The 16,760-nt window shown below is 66.6% G+C and carries 20 protein-coding genes; 8 read left to right on the forward strand and 12 right to left on the reverse strand.

What is annotated here, in order from left to right; all coding sequences use genetic code 11:
- The first annotated feature begins 107 nt into the window (after positions 1–107).
- Positions 108–4,061 carry a DNA-directed RNA polymerase subunit beta' gene (locus ACFWUP_RS11175; RefSeq protein ID WP_379233095.1) on the forward strand — a complete coding sequence of 1,318 codons (3,954 nt, stop codon included), beginning with the start codon at positions 108–110 and terminating at the stop codon, positions 4,059–4,061.
- A gap of 73 nt (positions 4,062–4,134) precedes the next feature.
- Entirely contained in the window at positions 4,135–4,494 is a 360-nt protein-coding gene (locus ACFWUP_RS11180) for a hypothetical protein (RefSeq protein ID WP_379233097.1), read from the forward strand.
- 46 nt (positions 4,495–4,540) lie between these two features.
- On the opposite strand, the gene ACFWUP_RS11185 is transcribed toward ACFWUP_RS11180, so the two are convergent.
- The 3 genes from ACFWUP_RS11185 to ACFWUP_RS11195 are packed head-to-tail and all read right to left on the reverse strand — an operon-like array spanning position 4,541 to position 6,283.
- A complete protein-coding gene (locus ACFWUP_RS11185) occupies positions 4,541–4,870 on the reverse strand; it encodes a helix-turn-helix transcriptional regulator (RefSeq protein ID WP_379233099.1) in 330 nt (109 codons plus the stop codon).
- Positions 4,867–5,238 (reverse strand): type II toxin-antitoxin system RelE/ParE family toxin, encoded by a 372-nt coding sequence (locus ACFWUP_RS11190; protein WP_379233101.1) that lies wholly within the window; start codon positions 5,236–5,238, stop codon positions 4,867–4,869. The genes ACFWUP_RS11185 and ACFWUP_RS11190 overlap by 4 nt, the downstream gene beginning before the upstream one ends.
- Positions 5,239–5,260: 22 nt before the next feature.
- Positions 5,261–6,283 (reverse strand): DMT family transporter, encoded by a 1,023-nt coding sequence (locus ACFWUP_RS11195; RefSeq protein WP_379233102.1) that lies wholly within the window; start codon positions 6,281–6,283, stop codon positions 5,261–5,263.
- Between the two features lie 38 nt (positions 6,284–6,321).
- On the opposite strand from ACFWUP_RS11195, the gene ACFWUP_RS11200 reads away from it, so the two are divergent.
- Complete coding sequence (locus ACFWUP_RS11200; protein ID WP_379233104.1) at positions 6,322–6,852, forward strand: CGNR zinc finger domain-containing protein; 531 nt, start codon at positions 6,322–6,324, stop codon at positions 6,850–6,852.
- A 7-nt stretch (positions 6,853–6,859) separates the two neighbouring features.
- Here ACFWUP_RS11200 and ACFWUP_RS11205 read toward each other — a convergent pair whose 3' ends face one another.
- From ACFWUP_RS11205 to ACFWUP_RS11215, 3 genes are all read right to left on the reverse strand, one after another.
- On the reverse strand, positions 6,860–7,549 hold the full coding sequence (locus tag ACFWUP_RS11205) for a hypothetical protein (protein ID WP_379233105.1): 690 nt from the start codon (positions 7,547–7,549) through the stop codon (positions 6,860–6,862).
- An 85-nt stretch (positions 7,550–7,634) separates the two neighbouring features.
- Positions 7,635–8,276, reverse strand: coding sequence for a hypothetical protein (locus ACFWUP_RS11210; protein WP_379233107.1), 642 nt, complete (start codon positions 8,274–8,276; stop codon positions 7,635–7,637).
- Between the two features lie 156 nt (positions 8,277–8,432).
- Entirely contained in the window at positions 8,433–9,689 is a 1,257-nt protein-coding gene (locus ACFWUP_RS11215; protein WP_379233109.1) for an FAD-dependent oxidoreductase, read from the reverse strand.
- 125 nt (positions 9,690–9,814) lie between these two features.
- Between ACFWUP_RS11215 and ACFWUP_RS11220 the strand changes: the two genes are divergently transcribed.
- Together ACFWUP_RS11220 and ACFWUP_RS11225 are read left to right on the forward strand one after the other, a co-directional pair.
- Complete coding sequence (locus tag ACFWUP_RS11220) at positions 9,815–10,147, forward strand: ArsR/SmtB family transcription factor (RefSeq protein WP_379233111.1); 333 nt, start codon at positions 9,815–9,817, stop codon at positions 10,145–10,147.
- On the forward strand, positions 10,144–10,620 hold the full coding sequence (locus tag ACFWUP_RS11225) for an SRPBCC family protein (protein WP_379233113.1): 477 nt from the start codon (positions 10,144–10,146) through the stop codon (positions 10,618–10,620). The genes ACFWUP_RS11220 and ACFWUP_RS11225 overlap by 4 nt, the downstream gene beginning before the upstream one ends.
- A 47-nt stretch (positions 10,621–10,667) precedes the next feature.
- Here ACFWUP_RS11225 and ACFWUP_RS11230 read toward each other — a convergent pair whose 3' ends face one another.
- On the reverse strand, positions 10,668–11,657 hold the full coding sequence (locus ACFWUP_RS11230) for a pirin family protein (RefSeq protein ID WP_379233115.1): 990 nt from the start codon (positions 11,655–11,657) through the stop codon (positions 10,668–10,670).
- On the reverse strand, positions 11,654–11,968 hold the full coding sequence (locus tag ACFWUP_RS11235) for a GNAT family N-acetyltransferase (protein ID WP_379233116.1): 315 nt from the start codon (positions 11,966–11,968) through the stop codon (positions 11,654–11,656). Before ACFWUP_RS11235 ends, ACFWUP_RS11230 begins: the two co-directional genes overlap by 4 nt.
- A 48-nt stretch (positions 11,969–12,016) precedes the next feature.
- Here ACFWUP_RS11235 and ACFWUP_RS11240 point away from each other — a divergent pair, with 48 nt between their 5' ends.
- On the forward strand, positions 12,017–12,175 hold the full coding sequence (locus ACFWUP_RS11240; RefSeq protein ID WP_379233118.1) for a hypothetical protein: 159 nt from the start codon (positions 12,017–12,019) through the stop codon (positions 12,173–12,175).
- Here ACFWUP_RS11240 and ACFWUP_RS11245 read toward each other — a convergent pair.
- From ACFWUP_RS11245 to ACFWUP_RS11255, 3 genes are all read right to left on the reverse strand, one after another.
- On the reverse strand, positions 12,153–13,169 hold the full coding sequence (locus ACFWUP_RS11245) for an aldo/keto reductase (RefSeq protein ID WP_379233120.1): 1,017 nt from the start codon (positions 13,167–13,169) through the stop codon (positions 12,153–12,155). The genes ACFWUP_RS11240 and ACFWUP_RS11245 overlap by 23 nt on opposite strands.
- A complete protein-coding gene (locus ACFWUP_RS11250; protein WP_379233122.1) occupies positions 13,166–13,627 on the reverse strand; it encodes a MerR family transcriptional regulator in 462 nt (153 codons plus the stop codon). The genes ACFWUP_RS11245 and ACFWUP_RS11250 overlap by 4 nt, the downstream gene beginning before the upstream one ends.
- 87 nt (positions 13,628–13,714) lie before the next feature.
- A complete protein-coding gene (locus tag ACFWUP_RS11255; protein WP_379233124.1) occupies positions 13,715–14,083 on the reverse strand; it encodes a VOC family protein in 369 nt (122 codons plus the stop codon).
- Between the two features lie 48 nt (positions 14,084–14,131).
- Here ACFWUP_RS11255 and ACFWUP_RS11260 point away from each other — a divergent pair, with 48 nt between their 5' ends.
- A complete protein-coding gene (locus tag ACFWUP_RS11260; protein WP_379233126.1) occupies positions 14,132–14,335 on the forward strand; it encodes a hypothetical protein in 204 nt (67 codons plus the stop codon).
- A 17-nt stretch (positions 14,336–14,352) separates the two neighbouring features.
- Here the strand turns inward: ACFWUP_RS11260 and ACFWUP_RS11265 are convergent, their stop codons facing one another.
- Positions 14,353–14,844: a SixA phosphatase family protein gene (locus tag ACFWUP_RS11265; protein ID WP_379233128.1), complete on the reverse strand. Its 492-nt coding sequence runs from the start codon at positions 14,842–14,844 to the stop codon at positions 14,353–14,355.
- Between the two features lie 154 nt (positions 14,845–14,998).
- Between ACFWUP_RS11265 and ACFWUP_RS11270 the strand changes: the two genes are divergently transcribed.
- Positions 14,999–16,666, forward strand: coding sequence for an FAD-dependent oxidoreductase (locus ACFWUP_RS11270; RefSeq protein WP_379233130.1), 1,668 nt, complete (start codon positions 14,999–15,001; stop codon positions 16,664–16,666).
- Positions 16,667–16,760 lie beyond the last annotated feature (94 nt).

Raw genomic sequence — 16,760 nt, forward strand, 5'->3', positions numbered from 1 at the left:
GCGGTGCGGCTGTCCTGTGGAAAAGGACAGCCGCCCGCGCGGTCCGCGATCGACCGAACTAGTGAACTTTTGCTCGAATTCGACCCGAATAGGGGAAAGGAAGTTACGTGCTAGACGTCAACTTCTTCGATGAACTCCGGATCGGCCTTGCCTCCGCCGACGACATCCGCCAGTGGTCCTACGGCGAGGTCAAGAAGCCGGAGACCATCAACTACCGCACGCTCAAGCCGGAGAAGGACGGGCTCTTCTGCGAGAAGATCTTCGGTCCCACCCGGGACTGGGAGTGCTACTGCGGCAAGTACAAGCGTGTCCGCTTCAAGGGCATCATCTGTGAGCGCTGTGGTGTCGAGGTAACTCGCGCCAAGGTGCGTCGTGAGCGGATGGGCCACATCGAGCTGGCCGCTCCCGTTACCCACATCTGGTACTTCAAGGGCGTTCCGTCGCGCTTGGGTTACCTGCTCGACCTGGCGCCGAAGGATCTCGAGAAGATCATCTACTTCGCCGCCTACGTCATCGTCGGTGTCGACGAGGAGCTGCGTCACAACGAGCTCTCCACGCTCGAAGCCGAGATGGAGGTCGAGAAGAAGGCTGTCGCCGATCAGCGCGACGCCGACCTCGAAGCCCGCGCGCAGAAGCTCGAGGCCGATCTGGCCGAGCTGGAAGCCGAGGGCGCCAAGTCCGACGTGCGTCGCAAGGTCAAGGACGGCGGCGAGCGCGAAATGCGTCAGCTGCGCGACCGCTCGCAGCGTGAACTGGACCGTCTCGACGAGATCTGGACCACCTTCACCAAGCTGTCGGTTCAGCAGCTCATCGTCGACGAGGTGCTGTACCGCGAGCTCGTCGACCGTTACGGCGAGTACTTCACCGGCGCCATGGGTGCGGAGTCCATCCAGAAGCTGATGGAGAACTTCGACATCAACGCCGAGGCCGAGAAGCTGCGCGAGACCATTCGCAGCGGCAAGGGCCAGAAGAAGCTGCGTGCGCTCAAGCGTCTGAAGGTCGTCGCGGCCTTCCAGACCAACGGCAACTCGCCGATGGGCATGGTGCTGGACGCTGTTCCGGTGATCCCGCCGGAGCTGCGTCCGATGGTTCAGCTCGACGGTGGCCGTTTCGCCACCTCCGACCTGAACGACCTGTACCGCCGCGTGATCAACCGCAACAACCGCCTCAAGCGACTGATCGATCTCGGTGCGCCCGAGATCATCGTCAACAACGAGAAGCGGATGCTGCAGGAGTCGGTCGACGCCCTGTTCGACAACGGCCGTCGTGGCCGTCCGGTCACCGGACCGGGTAACCGCCCGCTGAAGTCGCTGAGCGATCTGCTCAAGGGCAAGCAGGGTCGTTTCCGTCAGAACCTGCTCGGCAAGCGCGTCGACTACTCGGGCCGTTCGGTCATCGTCGTCGGTCCGCAGCTGAAGCTGCACCAGTGTGGTCTGCCGAAGCTGATGGCGCTCGAGCTGTTCAAGCCGTTCGTGATGAAGCGTCTGGTGGATCTGAACCACGCGCAGAACATCAAGTCCGCCAAGCGGATGGTCGAGCGTCAGCGTGCCCAGGTGTGGGATGTCCTCGAAGAGGTCATCGCCGAGCACCCGGTGATGCTGAACCGCGCGCCCACCCTGCACCGCCTGGGTATCCAGGCCTTCGAGCCCCAGCTGGTCGAAGGCAAGGCCATTCAGCTGCACCCGCTCGTGTGTGAGGCGTTCAACGCCGACTTCGACGGTGACCAGATGGCCGTGCACCTTCCGCTGTCCGCGGAGGCGCAGGCCGAGGCACGCATCCTGATGCTGTCGTCGAACAACATCCTGTCCCCGGCGTCGGGTCGCCCACTGGCGATGCCGCGTCTGGACATGGTGACGGGCCTGTTCTACCTGACTCGTCTCGACGAGAACGGTGCGGGCACGTACAAGGCAGGCGCCAAGGACGTGCCGGAGTACGGCGTGTACTCCTCGCCCGCCGAGGCGCAGATGGCCGTCGATCGTGGCGAGCTGACCGTGCGGTCCACCATCAAGGTGCGACTGACCGAGCAGCGCCCGCCGCGTGACATCGAGAACGAGCTGTTCCCGGATGGCTGGAAGCGTGGCGAGGCCTGGCTGGCCGAGACCACGCTGGGTCGCGTGATCTTCAACGAGCTGCTTCCGGCGGACTACGCGTTCATCAACGAGCCGATGCCGAAGAAGCGTCAGGCCACGATCATCAACGATCTCGCTGAGCGTTACCCGATGATCGTCGTCGCGCAGACCGTCGACAAGCTCAAGGACGCCGGCTTCTACTGGGCCACGCGTTCGGGTGTCACCGTCTCCATGTCGGACGTGCTCGTTCCGCCGGAGAAGCCCGAGATCATGGAACGCTATGAGGCCATGGCGGACCTGATCGAGAAGAAGTACCAGCGTGGTGCGCTCGATCACGCCGAGCGCAACAACGCGCTCGTCAAGATCTGGCAGGAAGCCACCGAGGAAGTGGGCGCCGCGCTGCGGACCCACTACCCGCCGGACAACCCGATCATCACGATCGTCGACTCCGGCGCCACGGGTAACTTCACCCAGACTCGTACCCTCGCGGGTATGAAGGGCCTGGTGACGAACCCGAAGGGTGAGTTCATCCCGCGCCCGATCAAGTCCTCGTTCCGTGAGGGCCTGACCGTGCTCGAGTACTTCATCAACACCCACGGTGCTCGTAAGGGTCTGGCCGACACCGCGCTTCGTACCGCCGACTCGGGTTACCTGACCCGTCGTCTGGTGGACGTGTCGCAGGACGTCATCGTCCGCGAAGAGGACTGTGGCACCGAGCGCGGCATCGTGGTGCCGATCGCGGAGAAGCTGGCCGACGGCACGATCATCCGTGACGCGCACGTGGAAACCTCGACCTTCGCCCGTACGTTGGCGCAGGACGCGGTCGACGCCAAGGGCAACGTCATCGTGGCGAAGGGCGCCGACCTCGGCGATCCCGCGCTGGAGGCGCTGCTCGAGGCCGGTATCACCGAGGTGAAGGTCCGCTCCGTGCTGACCTGCACCACCGGCACCGGCGTCTGCGCCACCTGCTACGGCCGTTCGATGGCCACCGGCAAGCTGGTCGATATCGGCGAGGCCGTCGGCATCGTCGCGGCCCAGTCCATCGGTGAGCCCGGTACCCAGCTGACCATGCGTACCTTCCACCAGGGTGGCGTCGCCGGCGACGACATCACCGGTGGTCTGCCGCGTGTTCAGGAGCTCTTCGAGGCCCGTGTCCCCAAGGGCAAGGCGCCGATCGCGGAGGTCTCGGGTCGGGTGCGTCTCGAGGACGACGATCGCTTCTACAAGATCACGATCATCCCTGATGACGGGTCCGAGGAAGTCGTCTACGACAAGCTCTCGAAGCGTCAGCGTCTGCGGGTCTTCAAGCACGACGACGGCTCCGAGCGTCTGCTGGCCGACGGTGACCACGTGGAGGTGGGTCAGCAGCTGCTCGAGGGCGCTGCCGATCCGCACGAGGTGCTGCGCGTGATGGGTCCCCGTCAGGTGCAGGTCCACCTGGTCCACGAGGTCCAGGAGGTCTACCGCTCGCAGGGTGTGTCGATCCACGACAAGCACATCGAGGTCATCGTTCGCCAGATGCTGCGTCGCGTGACGATCATCGATTCGGGTGCGACCGAGTTCCTGCCCGGCTCGCTCACCGAGCGTGCCGAGTTCGAGAACTCGAACCGTCGCGTGGTGGCCGAAGGCCGCGAGCCGGCCTCGGGCCGTCCGGTGCTGATGGGTATCACCAAGGCGTCGCTTGCCACCGATTCGTGGCTGTCGGCGGCTTCCTTCCAGGAGACCACCCGAGTGCTGACGGACGCGGCGATCAACTGCCGCTCCGACAAGCTGATCGGCCTGAAGGAAAACGTCATCATCGGTAAGCTCATCCCGGCCGGTACCGGTATCAACCGTTACCGCAACATCACGGTGCAGCCGACCGAAGAAGCCCGTGCCGCGGCGTACGCGGTGCCGTCCTACGACGACACCTACTACTCCCCGGACAGCTTCGGCTCCTCCACCGGCGCAGCAGTGCCGCTGGACGACTACGGCTTCAGCGACTACCGCTAAGCAGTAGGTAGCCAACAGATTTCGGCCCCCGCTCTTTCGAGAGCGGGGGCCGTTTTCTGTGTACGGTCGCGGTATGAAGTCTCAGATAGTCGTTGTCGCGCTCGCGGTGATCGGGGTACTGGCGATCGCATTCACTGGCTATCAGATTGCCGCCCACGCGATTTCGGACCAGGTGGTCGTGAGTTGCCGCCCGGAACACGCTCAACCGAAACAGGGTCGGTCGTACTGCGTGTACCACCGCACCACGCCAGGGTTGTTGTCCACCGAGTACGTCCTCCACGTCGGAATCGCACCCAATCGTGGTTTGTTCTACGACATTCCCTACCCGGCAGGTGATGTCGCCGCCACCTGGGACTCCGAGACCGAACTCCCCACGATCACGATGCCCGGCACGACCCTGACCATTACCGAAGCGGAGTACTCCGACCGGTAGTTCGGATCGAATTCATGGAGCCTCTGGAATGGCACGCCGTGGTGAGTCAAGCGACCTTGACCGTGTGTGGCCCGACGCTGACGCTGATGTCTACTCGCCCGCCGAGGGCTCGGGCGTAGGCGCGGAGGGTGTCGAGTTCCATGGCCGCCAGGTCGCCGTTCTCGATTTGGGAAATACGCGCCTGGCTTACGCCGAGGGCGGCCGCGAGTTCGGCCTGGGTCTTTCCGACCGCCTGTCGGAGTTCCTTGAGGTGGTGTCCGGCGATGCGGCCCGCTAGCTGTTCTGCCGCAGCTGCCTGGACTTTGGGGTCAGCCAGCTCAGGGTGCAGCCGGTGAGCTTCTTCTTTCACTTCGCGCCAGCTTCGTGCGCCAGTCATCGGATCTCCTTCTCGCTATCAGCGCGATAGTCGGCGTAGCGGTGTTCGGCCAGCGGAATCGCGTCGTCGTACCACTTGGACCATCGCCCGGTCTTGTCGCCGCTGATCAGGATGATCGCGCGGCGATCGGGATCGAACACGAACAGCATTCGGATTTCCGACCGACCACTCGAACCGGGACGTAACTCCTTCAGATTCTTCAACCGACTGTGCTCCAGGGTATCGACCAAAGGTCGGCCCAGTGCTGGGCCTACGGCAGCGAGTTGGTCCAGCGCTTGCTCGATCAAGGCTGCCGAGGCCGGATCGGACTCGCACAGCTTCATGAACCAGTGATCGACTGGCTCCAGTAGCACGATCTCCCATTCCACACGTCCGAGTATAAGTCAGAACTTATATTGATGGGTGTGTTCCGATCCTCGGGGGTCCGGGTTGGGTAGGAGTTCTTAGCTCTTCAATGGTGTCTGCTGGCGTCTCGGGGTCGCCGAGGGCGGTTGCGGGTTCGCCGAGGCGGACGGTGATTACGCCGATGAGGATCAAGGCGCCGCCGAGCAATTGGATCGGGCGGGGGGCTTCGGCTAGGAGGATCCAGGCGAAGATGAGGGCGGCCAGGACTTCGGTGAGGGCTACGAAGGAGGCGAGGCGGGAGCCGAGGCGGCGGGTGGCGGCTATGCCGGTGACGTAGGCGATGGCGGCGGTGACTATGCCGATGAGCAGGATGGGGATCCACCAGGGGGTGGTGAAGTCGGCGAAGACGGCGGGGTTGGTGGTGGCGTGGAGGGGGACGATGCCGATGGCGCCTGCGAGGAGCAGGGTGAGGCCGCCGATCAGGAGGCCGCCTGCGGCGAGGACGGTGCCGGGGAGTGCGCCGCCCTCGGCGGACAGCAGGAAGTAGGCGGCAGCGCCGATCATCGAACCCAGTGCCCACGCGATGCCGATCGGGTCGGTGGAGACCCCGGAGAGCACGTCGAGAACGAGTATCAGGCCGGTGATGCCGAGGGCCGCGCCCGCGATGGTGGCCGCGCCGGGCCGTTGACGATGACGCGCCCACAGCCAGCCGACGATGGCGATCGGGGCGGCGAATTCGATCAGCAATGCGGTGCCGACCTCCATGCGCGCGACGGCGTTGAAGTACGCGAGCTGGGTGCCCGCCACGGCGATCAAACCGTAGACGGCGATGAGCCGCGCGTTGGCGCGCAGCAGTGGCCAGTTGCCGTGCAGTTGGTGAATTGCCAAGGGCAGCAGGACGACTCCGGCGAGCAGCACGCGCGCGGCGACCACCGCGGCCGCACTCCAGCCCGCGTCCATGAGTCCGCGTGCGAGCGGCCCCGACATGCCGAACGAGGTGGCGGAGGCGAGGGCGAAGAACAACCCGGTTCGGTTCCGGGCCGCACCGTCATGAGTCAAAGTCTCCATGACTAATGACGGTAAGGAGGCTGAGGTAATATGTCAACGTGGTTTTTGCTCATGACACCGAAGCGGCGCTCTTGGCGGCGGTCGAGCTGGTCAACTCAGCAGAAGACCCCGACACGCTCACCGAGACCGCCCAGCTCGCCGAGTTCCTGCACCGGCACGTCTACACCGGCGCCCACGCCGGCGACGCGGCCGAACTGGCCGCTGTCCGGGCATTGCGTGCGCCCCTACGCGCGATGCTCACCAGCGACCGCGATGCCGCCGTCGTGCTCGTGAACGAGACCCTCGCCGAGCACCGAGCCGTGCCGCAGCTGGTCCGCCACGGCGACGTCGACTACCACGTGCACGCCGTCCCGCCGCAAGCCCCGCTCCCGGTCCGCATCGCCGTCGAAACCGCCATGGCGATGATCGACCTGATCCGCGCCGACGACCTGAGTCGCCTGTCGATCTGTGCCGACGCGGACTGCGAGGGCCTCGTCCTCGACCTGTCCCGCAACCGCTCCCGCCGCTATTGCAGCACCACCTGCGGAAACCGCAACGCCGTCGCCGCCTACCGCGCACGTCAACGCTGAGGACGTCTCATCCCAGCGTGCGCACTTTCGGACACTTCTTGCCCGCCAGATGACACTTGTCCTCGAACCCGGCGGGCAGCCAGGTGCCGGTCTTCAACAGCGGATGGTGCGGAAAGTGCCGCAGCGCGGCGGTGACGAAAAGCAGTGCTGCCCACGGAGTCTGGACTTGGATCTGCTGCAGTTTGCCGTCTCGGTCGGGGAACCGGCACCCGACGCGATCCGGTGCGGTGAGGTCGATGGACTCGAGTGCCGACCAGTACAGCGAGAACGACCGATCCGGGTTGGTGAGGTGCAGCCGCCGATCCGAGATCATCACCGACCCGGCCCGTTCGGCCACCCATCGCGGGTGCGCGGCGGCCACGGCCCGGGTGCGCCGGGTCCGGTTCACGACGGCGTTGCCCAACTGCGCGGCGGCCGCGATCGGAGTCGGCCCGGCGACGGCGGCCTGGCTCGGCGTCCAATTCCCGTTGCCGGTGGCCCGCCACGTGTACCAGTTGACCGCCCCCTCGGCCAACGCGACTTCCCCCGGCTCGGTCCGCACCCGCGTGGCCGTGTGCGGGATCAGCGCCACCTCACCGCGCGCCAGCAGATCGGCCACCCCACACGTGTACAGCAGGTAGTCGTCGAACCACGTCCACCCGGCCTGTTCGGCCAGCGCGCGTTCGATATCGGCCAGCGGGTCGAACTCCACTCTCATCACCACCCACCCGTGCGGACTCCTGGTGTCAACGGTAGCGGAAACCGCTGACAACCAGCGGCGCGTGGCCGCGTGCGGCGAACCGTCAGGGTGCCCCGGTGACGTAGGCGAGCGCGGTGTCGACCGCGGGCTGACCACCGGCCATCGCGTACGCGGCCAGCGCCCCGATCGCCGCACCCGCGACGGTGGCGACCGGGACGGTGATGAAGTCCAGGACGAACAGCCCCAGCGGGAAGCCGAGCACGAAACCGATGGCCGCGCCGATGGCGGCTCCCTCGATGATCTGTGGCTGCAGGCGCTGGGTTTCGGCGAAGAAGCGTTCCTGGGCGCTGATGTCGCGCACCGGTGCGGTGGATTCGCTGACCGGGATGAGGGTCAGGGTGGTGCCCTTCTCGTCGATCGACGGGGTGAGTGGCACCGAGTGCTCGTCGATGCGCACGACCATCGGCAGCGCCGCGAGGACCGCACCCGATTCATCGGTCACCGCAACGACTTTCGCGTCGTGGACGAGCTGGAACCGGCCCGTGTCGATGGTGGTGACCACCGAGCGTCGATCGTCGGTGGCGCTCACCTGGTAGTTCACGCCCTTGTCGACCCCGCGCAGCGACGGCGCCGCGGCCTGCTGTTCGACGACCGCCGGGTTGGGCTCGGCGTGCCCGTTCCCCGCCGCCGCCACGATGACTCCCATCGCGAGCAGCGCCGCCCCGACCCCAGTGCCGATCCTCATCCCGCAAGCCTCCTGCTTCATCCGGGCCCGATTCGTCCCGTTCGTTCGCGGCAAACCTAGCCGTTGCGGCGCGATTCGGAAAGCCCGTCGACGCGCGAGGTCGACGCCCGGCCTCGGGACGTAGCCGACAGTTCGGCGAAAGCCCGTACGCGCGGGTCAGCGGCGCGCGTTCGACGGTTGGGCGCCGATGCGCGGTCGGCGCGCGAACTCCGGTGCGTGCTCGGGGCGCAGGCCGATGCCGCCGAGATAGGCGGTGAGGCCGGCGAGCGCGGGCACGGCGTCGACGATGCGCAGCGGAAGGGGTGCGGTGTGCAGGGTTCCGCGCAACGCGGGCGCGATGAGCATGTCGTGTTCGCCGCGCTGGGATCGCTGGGTGAAACTCGCGGGCAGTCGTCGCCTGCGCTGTACTTTTTCCAGGTCGGTGGTCTGCACGGTGCCGTCGAGCAGCGGCTGTGCCAGGATGCGCGCGGCAGCCACGGCGTCCTGCACCGCGAGGTTCACCCCGACCCCACCGACCGGTGACATCGTGTGCGCGGCGTCGCCGATGCACAGCAGCCCCGGCACGTACCACCGGTCGAGCATGCCCACCGTGACCTCGAGCAGCTTGACGTCGTCCCAGGTCCGGATCGCCGCCATCGATTCGGCGGACCAGCCGAACAGTTCGGCGACGCGCTCGCGCAGCCACGCCACGTCGTGGGCGGCGCGAAGCTGTGCGTCGCAGCCCTTTTCGATGATGTAGCCGGTCTGGTAGTAGTCGCCGCGGTCGATGGCCACCGCGGAATTGCCATTGGTGAAGCGAGCTTGCACGGCCCCGCTGTCGACGTCGTCGACCGCCTTCGGGATGCGGAAGAACCACATGTCCATCGGCACGTCCTCCATCCGCTGACGCAGCCCCGCTGCTTCGCGGACCACGGAATCTCTTCCGTCGCAAGCGATCACGAGGTCGGCGCGCAGTGTGTGTTCGATGCTGTCGGCGTCGAGCCAGCGCACGCCGGTCACCCGGCCTGCCTCCTCGATCACTCCGGTCGCGGTCGAGCGCATGCGCAAGGTGAAGGTCGGTTCTTCGGCGGCGGCCCTGGTCAACAGGTCGAGAAAGTCCCATTGCGGCACCATGGCGATGTGTCGGTAGCGGCCGGGAATCCGCCGAAAATCGGCGGCGGCCACCATGCGGTCGCCCGCGTACATGTGCATCCGGTTCAGCTCCGAGCGCGGCAACTCGGCGAACTCGGCGCCGAGCCCCAGTTCGTCGATCAACCGCACCGTGGACGGGTGCACCGAATCGCCACGGAAATCTCGGAGGAAGTCGGAATGTTTTTCCAGCACAGTGACTTCGACCCCGGCTCTGGCCAGTAGCAGGCCTGCCATCGTCCCCGCAGGCCCGCCGCCAACGATGCAGCACGTGGTCTTGTCCATGAGATTCCCCCTCGGTCGGTCCGCCACCTTGTCTACGACAGAGCGTAGTAGCCAATCTCGGCGCCGTCCAGGTTTTCGCCGAAGGGGCCTTGACCGAAAGAGGGCGCCGCGTCATACTGAACTAGATGGTTCAGTATGACTTCCTGGATGCCTCGTTCGGGGCGCTCGCGGACCCCACACGGCGGGGCATCCTCGAGCAGCTCGGGCGTGGGCCCGCGAGTATCAGCGAGTTGGCCGAGCGGTTCGAGATGACGTTGACCGGCATCTCCAAGCACATCGGGCTGCTCGAGGAAGCAGGCATGGTGGTCACCGAGAAGCGTGGGCGGGTGCGGTACTGCCGGATCTGCGAGCGCGTCTTCGATCGGGAGGTGGCCTGGATGCAGGGTTATCGGCAGATGCTCGAGGCCCGGATGGACCGTCTCGGTGAATTCCTGCAACGAACGGAGCCAGAGCGATGAGCACAACCACCAAGTCCACGATCCTCACGTCCTCGGACCGCGAACTCCACATCGAACGCGATTTCGACGCACCGCTCGACCGCGTGTGGGACGCCTACAGCCGTATCGAACAGCTCTCGCGCTGGTGGGGGCGTGGTCACGTCGTCGATGTCGAGCGCTGGGAGTTTCGCAAGGGCGGCCACTGGCGCTTCGTCGAACACGACGGCGACGACACCTTCGGTTTCGAAGGCCGATTCCGCGAGATCACCCCGAAGCAACGCATCGTGCAGTCCTTCGAATGGGACGGCATGCCCGCCCACATCAGCATCGACACCACCACCTTCGTCGACCTCGGCGACGGCCGCACCAGGGTCGTCACCGACAGCATCTTCCACACCGCCGAGGAATGCGCGGGCATGGTCGCCTCGGGCTGCGAGGCAGGCATCAACGACAGCTACTGCGCGCTGGACGCTCTGCTGGCCGCTGAGCGCTGACACTGCGTAACCCGATGCGGTGCAAGGACTTCGCATCGGGTTGCCGCTCAGTGGTGAGCGCAGCCGGTCGCTCGTTTGCGTGGTTTCAAGCGCAACGGCGGTAATGGCGGGGCCGGTATTCGCTCATCGGGACTGTGGCCGACCACCAGCGGAAAGCGGCTGGTGTCGCGGGCTTCCCACGCTTCGCGGGCCTCGACGATCTCGTCGTGACTACGGGCGACGAAGTTCCACCACATCACCAGTTCCTCGGCGAAGGGTTCGCCGCCGAGCAGCGCGAAATGCGCGCCCCCGGTGCTGGTCACGTGCAGCTCGGTCCGGTCGGTGCCCAGGTAGAGCAGCGGTCCCGGATCGAGTTCGGTGCCGTCGACGGTGACCGTGCCCGCGATCACCAGCACCGCGTACTCGAACGTCTGCTCCAACGGCAGCCGCACTTCGGCACCCGGCTCGACCACGATGTCGGCCCCTACGATCGGCGTATAGGCCCTCGCCGGCGACGTGACATCACCCAGTGAGCCGATCAGCACGGTGGCGCGCAGTCCGGGTTGCGCGTAGATCGGCAGTTCGCGATGCTGCTCGAAATGCGGATCGACGCCGGTCGCGGTGCCGGGCAGGGCGATCCACAACTGGAGGCCGTGGCCCGACTCGGCGCCGGGCACGGCGAACTCCGAGTGCGCGATGCCGCGACCGGAGGTCATCAGATTCAGCTGCCCCGGCTCGATCTCGACATCGGAGCCCACCGAATCGCGATGCCGGATGCGGCCGTCGAGCGGCCACGTCACCGTCTGCAAGCCGATGTGCGGGTGCGGGAGGATGTCGGGGGAGGCGCCCGCCTCGGTCGCGGCGGCCGAGCCGAAGCGGTCGAGGAAACACCACGCCCCGACGGTCGGTAGATCCCGTTGCGGCAGTGTGCGTTCCACGTACACACCACGCACACCGCCGAGTGGCACCTCCCTGGCCGGGTACAGCTCGGTGATCGGACCCGGGCGCGGCGACGGCTCACACAGCGCCTCGTCCGGGTCGACCTCCAGGTCGCTCATCGCGCGATGCCCTTGCCCGTCACGTGCGCGTCGTACTCGGGATGCTTGTCGAGCCAGCCGCGGATGAACGGGCAGTGCGCGGTGATGGTGCGTTCGCGCGCGATCACGTCCTCGACGGCCTGACGGGCGAGCACCCCGCCGAGCCCCTTGCCCGCGAACGCGTCGTCGATCTCGGTGTGGATGAAATCGGTGTCGTTGTCGCGCTCGATGTACTCGGTGAAGCCCGCGAGCTGATCGTCGAAGAACACGTCGTAGCGGCTCTTCTCGACATTGCGCACGACGCGACGCTGCGCCTCGGTGGTCTCGGTCATCTGCGTGTGCTCCTTCCGCACCGGTTCCGGTGCACTGCGGATCGGTTCATGAACGCAGTGGCCCGGTTGATCACCGACCTGTGTTCGTCGAGAAGAACTGTTCGCGACCAGTCGCTATTCCACGCGGTCCGCGACCTCCCCGACGGCTGCATCGGCGAGGTCGCCCCGCGTCGTCCGGCCGGAGTTATTCGCGCCCGGCCGAAGTGAACGACATGTCCGCGTACCGGTTACCCGCCACCTGCCCGGCGATAGGTTCCAGCGTCGCGAGCTCGTCGGCGGAAAGCTGCACCGACGCCGCGGCGACGTTGTCGGCGAGACGGCTCCGCTTGCGAGTGCCGGGGATCGGCACCACGGATAAGTTGTGCACACCCGCCCGCGCATGCACCCAGGCCAGCGCGGCTTGCGCCTGCGTGATGTCGTGCGCCGCGGCGATCGCGGCCAACGGCGCCAGCAACTCGGTGTTGTGCTCGGCGTTGTCGCCGGTGAAGCGCGGCTGGAACTGGCGGAAGTCCTTGTCGCCCAGCTCTTTCGCCGACTTGAACGCACCGGTGAGGAACCCGCGACCCAGCGGCGAGTACGGAACGAACGTCACCCCCAGTTCGGCCGCGGCGGGCACCGCGGTGCGCTCCACATCGCGGGAGAACAGCGACCACTCCGACTGCAGCGCCGCGATCGGGTGCACCGCGTGCGCGGCGCGCAGTTCGTCGCCGGTCACCTCCGACAGTCCGAGCGCACGCACCTTGCCCGCCGCGACGAGTTCGGCCATCGCGGCGACGGTCTCCTCGATCGGCACGCGCGGGTCGCGCCGGTGCATGTAATACAGGTCGATCGTGTCGACGCCGAGCCTGCGCAGGCTGGCCTCGACGGCGGCGCGGATGTAGCCGGGGGAGTTGTCGAAGCCGCGGAACGCCGGGTCGTCGGCCTTGCGCACGATGCCGAATTTCGTGGCGATCTGCAGGTTGTCGCGGTTGGCGCGGACGAAATCGGCCAGGAATTCCTCGTTGTGGCCCGAGCCGTACACGTCGGCGGTGTCGAACAGGGTGACGCCGAGTTCGAGTGCGTGGTCGAGGGTGGCCCGCGATTCGCCCGCATCGGTATCGCCGTAGAACTCGCTGATGCCCATGCAGCCGAGTCCTTGCGTACCGACGATCGGACCGTCGGTACCGAGAGTGGTGGTCGGCAGTGTCGCGGTGGTGCTCATGTATCGCTTCCTTCGCTCGGTGGCACGGTGATCGTGGCCGGGCGCGACGCATCGGATCGTCCTTCGTAGATCGCGATCTTGTAGTCGAGCACGGCCACGGTCTGCTGGAGTTCCGCGATCTTGTCGAGCACGTCGGATCTGGTCTGCCGGAACATCTCCAGCCGTTCCGGGTAGGTCTGTTCCCCGGCCCGCACCAGTTCGGCGTAGCGGATCATGTCGGCCACCGGCATGCCGGTCAGACGCAGCCGTCCGATCAGCGCCAGCCACTCCAGGTCGCGGTCGCTGAACCGGCGGTTGCCGGTGTGATCGCGGCCGATGTAGCCCATCAGCCCGATCCGCTCGTACCAGCGCAGGGTGTCGCGACTGAGGCCCGAACGCTCGGCTACCTGGCCGATCGAGTACTTCGGGCGCTCGTGTTCGTCGTCGCTGTCGGCGCGCAGGGCGGCGTCGTGATCCATCGTGCTCGTCCTTTCCCGTGGAACTGCCTCGAAGCTATCCACCTGGAGTGCACTCCAAGCAAGAATTGTTCTCACGGGCGAGCGAATTCAGCTGTAGTTCGGCAGCTCTTGGATGGCCCACTTGTTGCCGTCGGGATCGGCGAAGAAGGTGAACCGGCCCCAGCCCATGTCCTCGACGGGAGTGGCCTCCACGCCTGCGGCGATCAGCTGTTCATAGGCCTTGTCGGCGCTGGCAACGACCATCTGCATGCCCTCGACGCTGCCCGGCGCCGCCTTGGTGAGCCCGCGCCCGATGCAGATCGAACACCCCGAACCCGGCGGGGTGAGCTGCACGAACCGGATATCCGGGCTCGGGGTGTGGTCGTGGTCGGCGTTGAAGCCGATACTGACGTAGAAGTCTTTGGCCCGGTCGACATCGGTGACCGGGATGGCAACGAGTTCGATTTTCCAATCCATGCGGGCAAGCATGACACCGGGCACCGACAGAAACGTAGTGTGGATCACATGGCTGGTAAGGACATCGACCGCGTCAGGGCCCGTTCGGCTTGGGAAACGGTCAAGGAGAGTCCGGTGATCACCGCGATCGCGGTGGCGCCGGTGGTACTCGTGCTCGGCGTGGTCTGGGCGTTGACGAACGGATTCGTCGCGCTCCTGCTGCTCGTGCTGCTCGGCGTCGGCGTCGTCGTCGGCGGCAAGTTACTGAAGTGAACGCGCCCGAAACGGACTCAGCGCGGCACGTGGAATGACGTGAGTTCGCCGGTGCCGGGGCCCAGTTGTGCCCACGGCCGGTCGAATTCGAGCACCGCCAGCGCCGAGGTGGGGAACTTGCGGCTGAGTTCGGTCGCCTGATCGGATTCGCGGTTGCTCGCCAGTTCCCATGCGGTCCAGGGGATTCCGGGCACGTGGCCGACGACGAGCAGCGTGGAGATCGAGTCGTCGGTGAGTCCGATCAGTTCCATCAGGGTGTGCGGGTTCGCGTCGTAGATGTCGTCGGTGAACTCGACCGGTGCGGTGATGCCGGTGACGGCCAGCGTCTGTCTGGTGCGTTCGGCCGTCGAACAACGCACGGCGTCGATCGGCGGTTGGGTGGCGCGCAGCCAGTCACCGGCCAGCGCCGCTTCGCGTTCGCCACGCGGTGCCAGCGGGCGGGCGTGGTCGTCCACCCCGTCGGGGTAGGCCGATTTTCCGTGCCGCATCAGGATCAGGGTCGCCACCATGAGACCACCGTAATCGCGGGCAGCGGTGAGGCGACAGTCACACTCGAGGCACACTGAAAGCTGCGTCACCATCGATGCGTTCGCGGATCACCCACCGCGGGCCGTCGAGGGGGCGTCTCGAGCCACCGACCACACATTTCGAGGATCTGCACCTATGGCCTACGTCATCACGCAGCGTTGTTGCAACGACGCCAGCTGCGTCACCGAATGCCCGGTCGACTGCATCCGCCCGACTCCGGATCAACCGGAGTTCGCGACAGCGGAGATGCTGTACATCGACCCCGACACCTGCATCGACTGCGGTGCCTGCGTCGACGCGTGCCCGGTGGACGCGATCTTCTCCGAGGATGACCTGCTGGCCTCGCTGTCCAGATACCGCGAGATCAACGCCGCCTACTTCCAGCGTCACCCGCTCGAGTCGAACTTCGACCCGCTGAGCACCCCGACCCGCCCGCCCAAGAGCCTCGGCACGCTGCGCGTCGCCATCGTCGGCGCGGGCCCGGCGGCCTGCTACGCCGCCGACGAACTGCTGCGGCGCAGTGATGTCGAGATCGAGATGTTCGACCGGCTGCCGACCCCGTGGGGTCTGGTGCGCGCGGGCGTTGCCCCCGATCACGCGGGCACCAAGGGCGTGGCCGAGATGTTCGAGTCGGCGTTCCGGCGCGACACGCTGCAGTACTACCTCAATGTCGAGGTCGGCGAGCACATCGATCACACCGAACTCCTCGATCATCACCACGCGGTGATCTACGCCGTCGGCGCCTCGAGCGACCGCTCGCTCGACATCCCCGGCGAGGACCTGCCCGGCTCGCACTCAGCCACCGAGTTCGTGGCCTGGTACAACGGCCATCCCGACTTCGCCGAGCGCGAGTTCGACCTGTCGGGCGAGCGCGCGGTGATCGTCGGCAACGGCAATGTCGCCCTCGACGTGGCGCGCGTGCTCACCGCCGACCCGGACGAGCTCGCCAAGACCGACATCGCCGATCACGCACTGGACGCCTTGCGCCGCAGCAATATTCGCGAGGTCGTGATCCTGGGCAGGCGTGGCCCGCTGCAGGCCGCGTACAGCTCGCCGGAGTTCCTGGCGCTCACCCATCGCAAGGGTGTCGATGTGATCGTCGACCCCGCCGAGATCGAACTCGACCCGCACAGCCAGGCGGTCCTCGACGATCCGAACATCGAGCCCTCGCTGCGTTTCAAGTACGAACTCGCGCAGGAGTATTCGACGGCGACATCGGATCCGGCGAACAAGCGCATCGTGTTCCGCTATCTCGCCACGCCGACCGCAGTGCTCGGTACCGACAAGGTCACCGCGATCGAGTTCGCGCACAACGAATTGTCCGCCGACAACGGGCAATTGGTGGCCACCCCCACCGACCGCACCGAAACCCTCGACACCGGACTGGTCCTTCGCTCGATCGGCTACCGCGGCGAACCCGTCGCGGGCTTGCCCTTCGACGAGCGTCGCGGCACCGTGCCGAGCGAACACGGCCGGGTCATCGAGGCCGCCGAGCCCGTCCCCGGCGTCTATGTCTCGGGCTGGATCAAGCGCGGCCCGCGCGGGGTGATCGGCTCCAATCGGGTCGACGCCGAGGAAACCGTCGAAGCGGTGATCGCCGACTTCATCGCGGGCAAACTCACCGCGCCGACCGGCGACCGGGCCGCCCTGCGCGCCCTGCTCACCGAACGCCAACCCGATCTGGTCGACCGCAAGGCCTGGAAGACCATCGACCAGGCCGAAAAGACCGCAGGCAAAGCCGCAGGCAGACCCCGAGTCAAATTCACCACCCGAGCGGACCTGCTCAAGGCAGCAAAGGGCTAGCCGTACGCGCCCGGCATGGCCACCAGCCTTGCCGGGCGCAGCGAGGCTGCCGAGGGGACGGCCGAGCCCCGTGTTCTCGGAGTCAAGCGCCGCG

Origin of the sequence: Nocardia sp. NPDC058658 (genome assembly GCF_042716665.1) — a bacterium.
Classification (GTDB): domain Bacteria; phylum Actinomycetota; class Actinomycetes; order Mycobacteriales; family Mycobacteriaceae; genus Nocardia.

Bases quoted from the DNA above. Each gene is read 5' to 3' on its own strand.
- ACFWUP_RS11180 (WP_379233097.1), top strand. From the start codon at position 4,135: ATGAAGTCTCAGATAGTCGTTGTCGCGCTCGCGGTGATCGGGGTACTG.
- ACFWUP_RS11185 (WP_379233099.1), bottom strand. From the start codon at position 4,870: ATGACTGGCGCACGAAGCTGGCGCGAAGTGAAAGAAGAAGCTCACCGG.
- ACFWUP_RS11195 (WP_379233102.1), bottom strand. From the start codon at position 6,283: ATGGAGACTTTGACTCATGACGGTGCGGCCCGGAACCGAACCGGGTTG.
- ACFWUP_RS11205 (WP_379233105.1), bottom strand. From the start codon at position 7,549: ATGAGAGTGGAGTTCGACCCGCTGGCCGATATCGAACGCGCGCTGGCC.
- ACFWUP_RS11210 (WP_379233107.1), bottom strand. From the start codon at position 8,276: ATGAGGATCGGCACTGGGGTCGGGGCGGCGCTGCTCGCGATGGGAGTC.
- ACFWUP_RS11215 (WP_379233109.1), bottom strand. From the start codon at position 9,689: ATGGACAAGACCACGTGCTGCATCGTTGGCGGCGGGCCTGCGGGGACG.
- ACFWUP_RS11220 (WP_379233111.1), top strand. From the start codon at position 9,815: ATGGTTCAGTATGACTTCCTGGATGCCTCGTTCGGGGCGCTCGCGGAC.
- ACFWUP_RS11225 (WP_379233113.1), top strand. From the start codon at position 10,144: ATGAGCACAACCACCAAGTCCACGATCCTCACGTCCTCGGACCGCGAA.
- ACFWUP_RS11230 (WP_379233115.1), bottom strand. From the start codon at position 11,657: ATGAGCGACCTGGAGGTCGACCCGGACGAGGCGCTGTGTGAGCCGTCG.
- ACFWUP_RS11235 (WP_379233116.1), bottom strand. From the start codon at position 11,968: ATGACCGAGACCACCGAGGCGCAGCGTCGCGTCGTGCGCAATGTCGAG.
- ACFWUP_RS11240 (WP_379233118.1), top strand. From the start codon at position 12,017: ATGAACGCAGTGGCCCGGTTGATCACCGACCTGTGTTCGTCGAGAAGA.
- ACFWUP_RS11245 (WP_379233120.1), bottom strand. From the start codon at position 13,169: ATGAGCACCACCGCGACACTGCCGACCACCACTCTCGGTACCGACGGT.
- ACFWUP_RS11250 (WP_379233122.1), bottom strand. From the start codon at position 13,627: ATGGATCACGACGCCGCCCTGCGCGCCGACAGCGACGACGAACACGAG.
- ACFWUP_RS11255 (WP_379233124.1), bottom strand. From the start codon at position 14,083: ATGGATTGGAAAATCGAACTCGTTGCCATCCCGGTCACCGATGTCGAC.
- ACFWUP_RS11260 (WP_379233126.1), top strand. From the start codon at position 14,132: ATGGCTGGTAAGGACATCGACCGCGTCAGGGCCCGTTCGGCTTGGGAA.
- ACFWUP_RS11265 (WP_379233128.1), bottom strand. From the start codon at position 14,844: ATGGTGGCGACCCTGATCCTGATGCGGCACGGAAAATCGGCCTACCCC.
- ACFWUP_RS11270 (WP_379233130.1), top strand. From the start codon at position 14,999: ATGGCCTACGTCATCACGCAGCGTTGTTGCAACGACGCCAGCTGCGTC.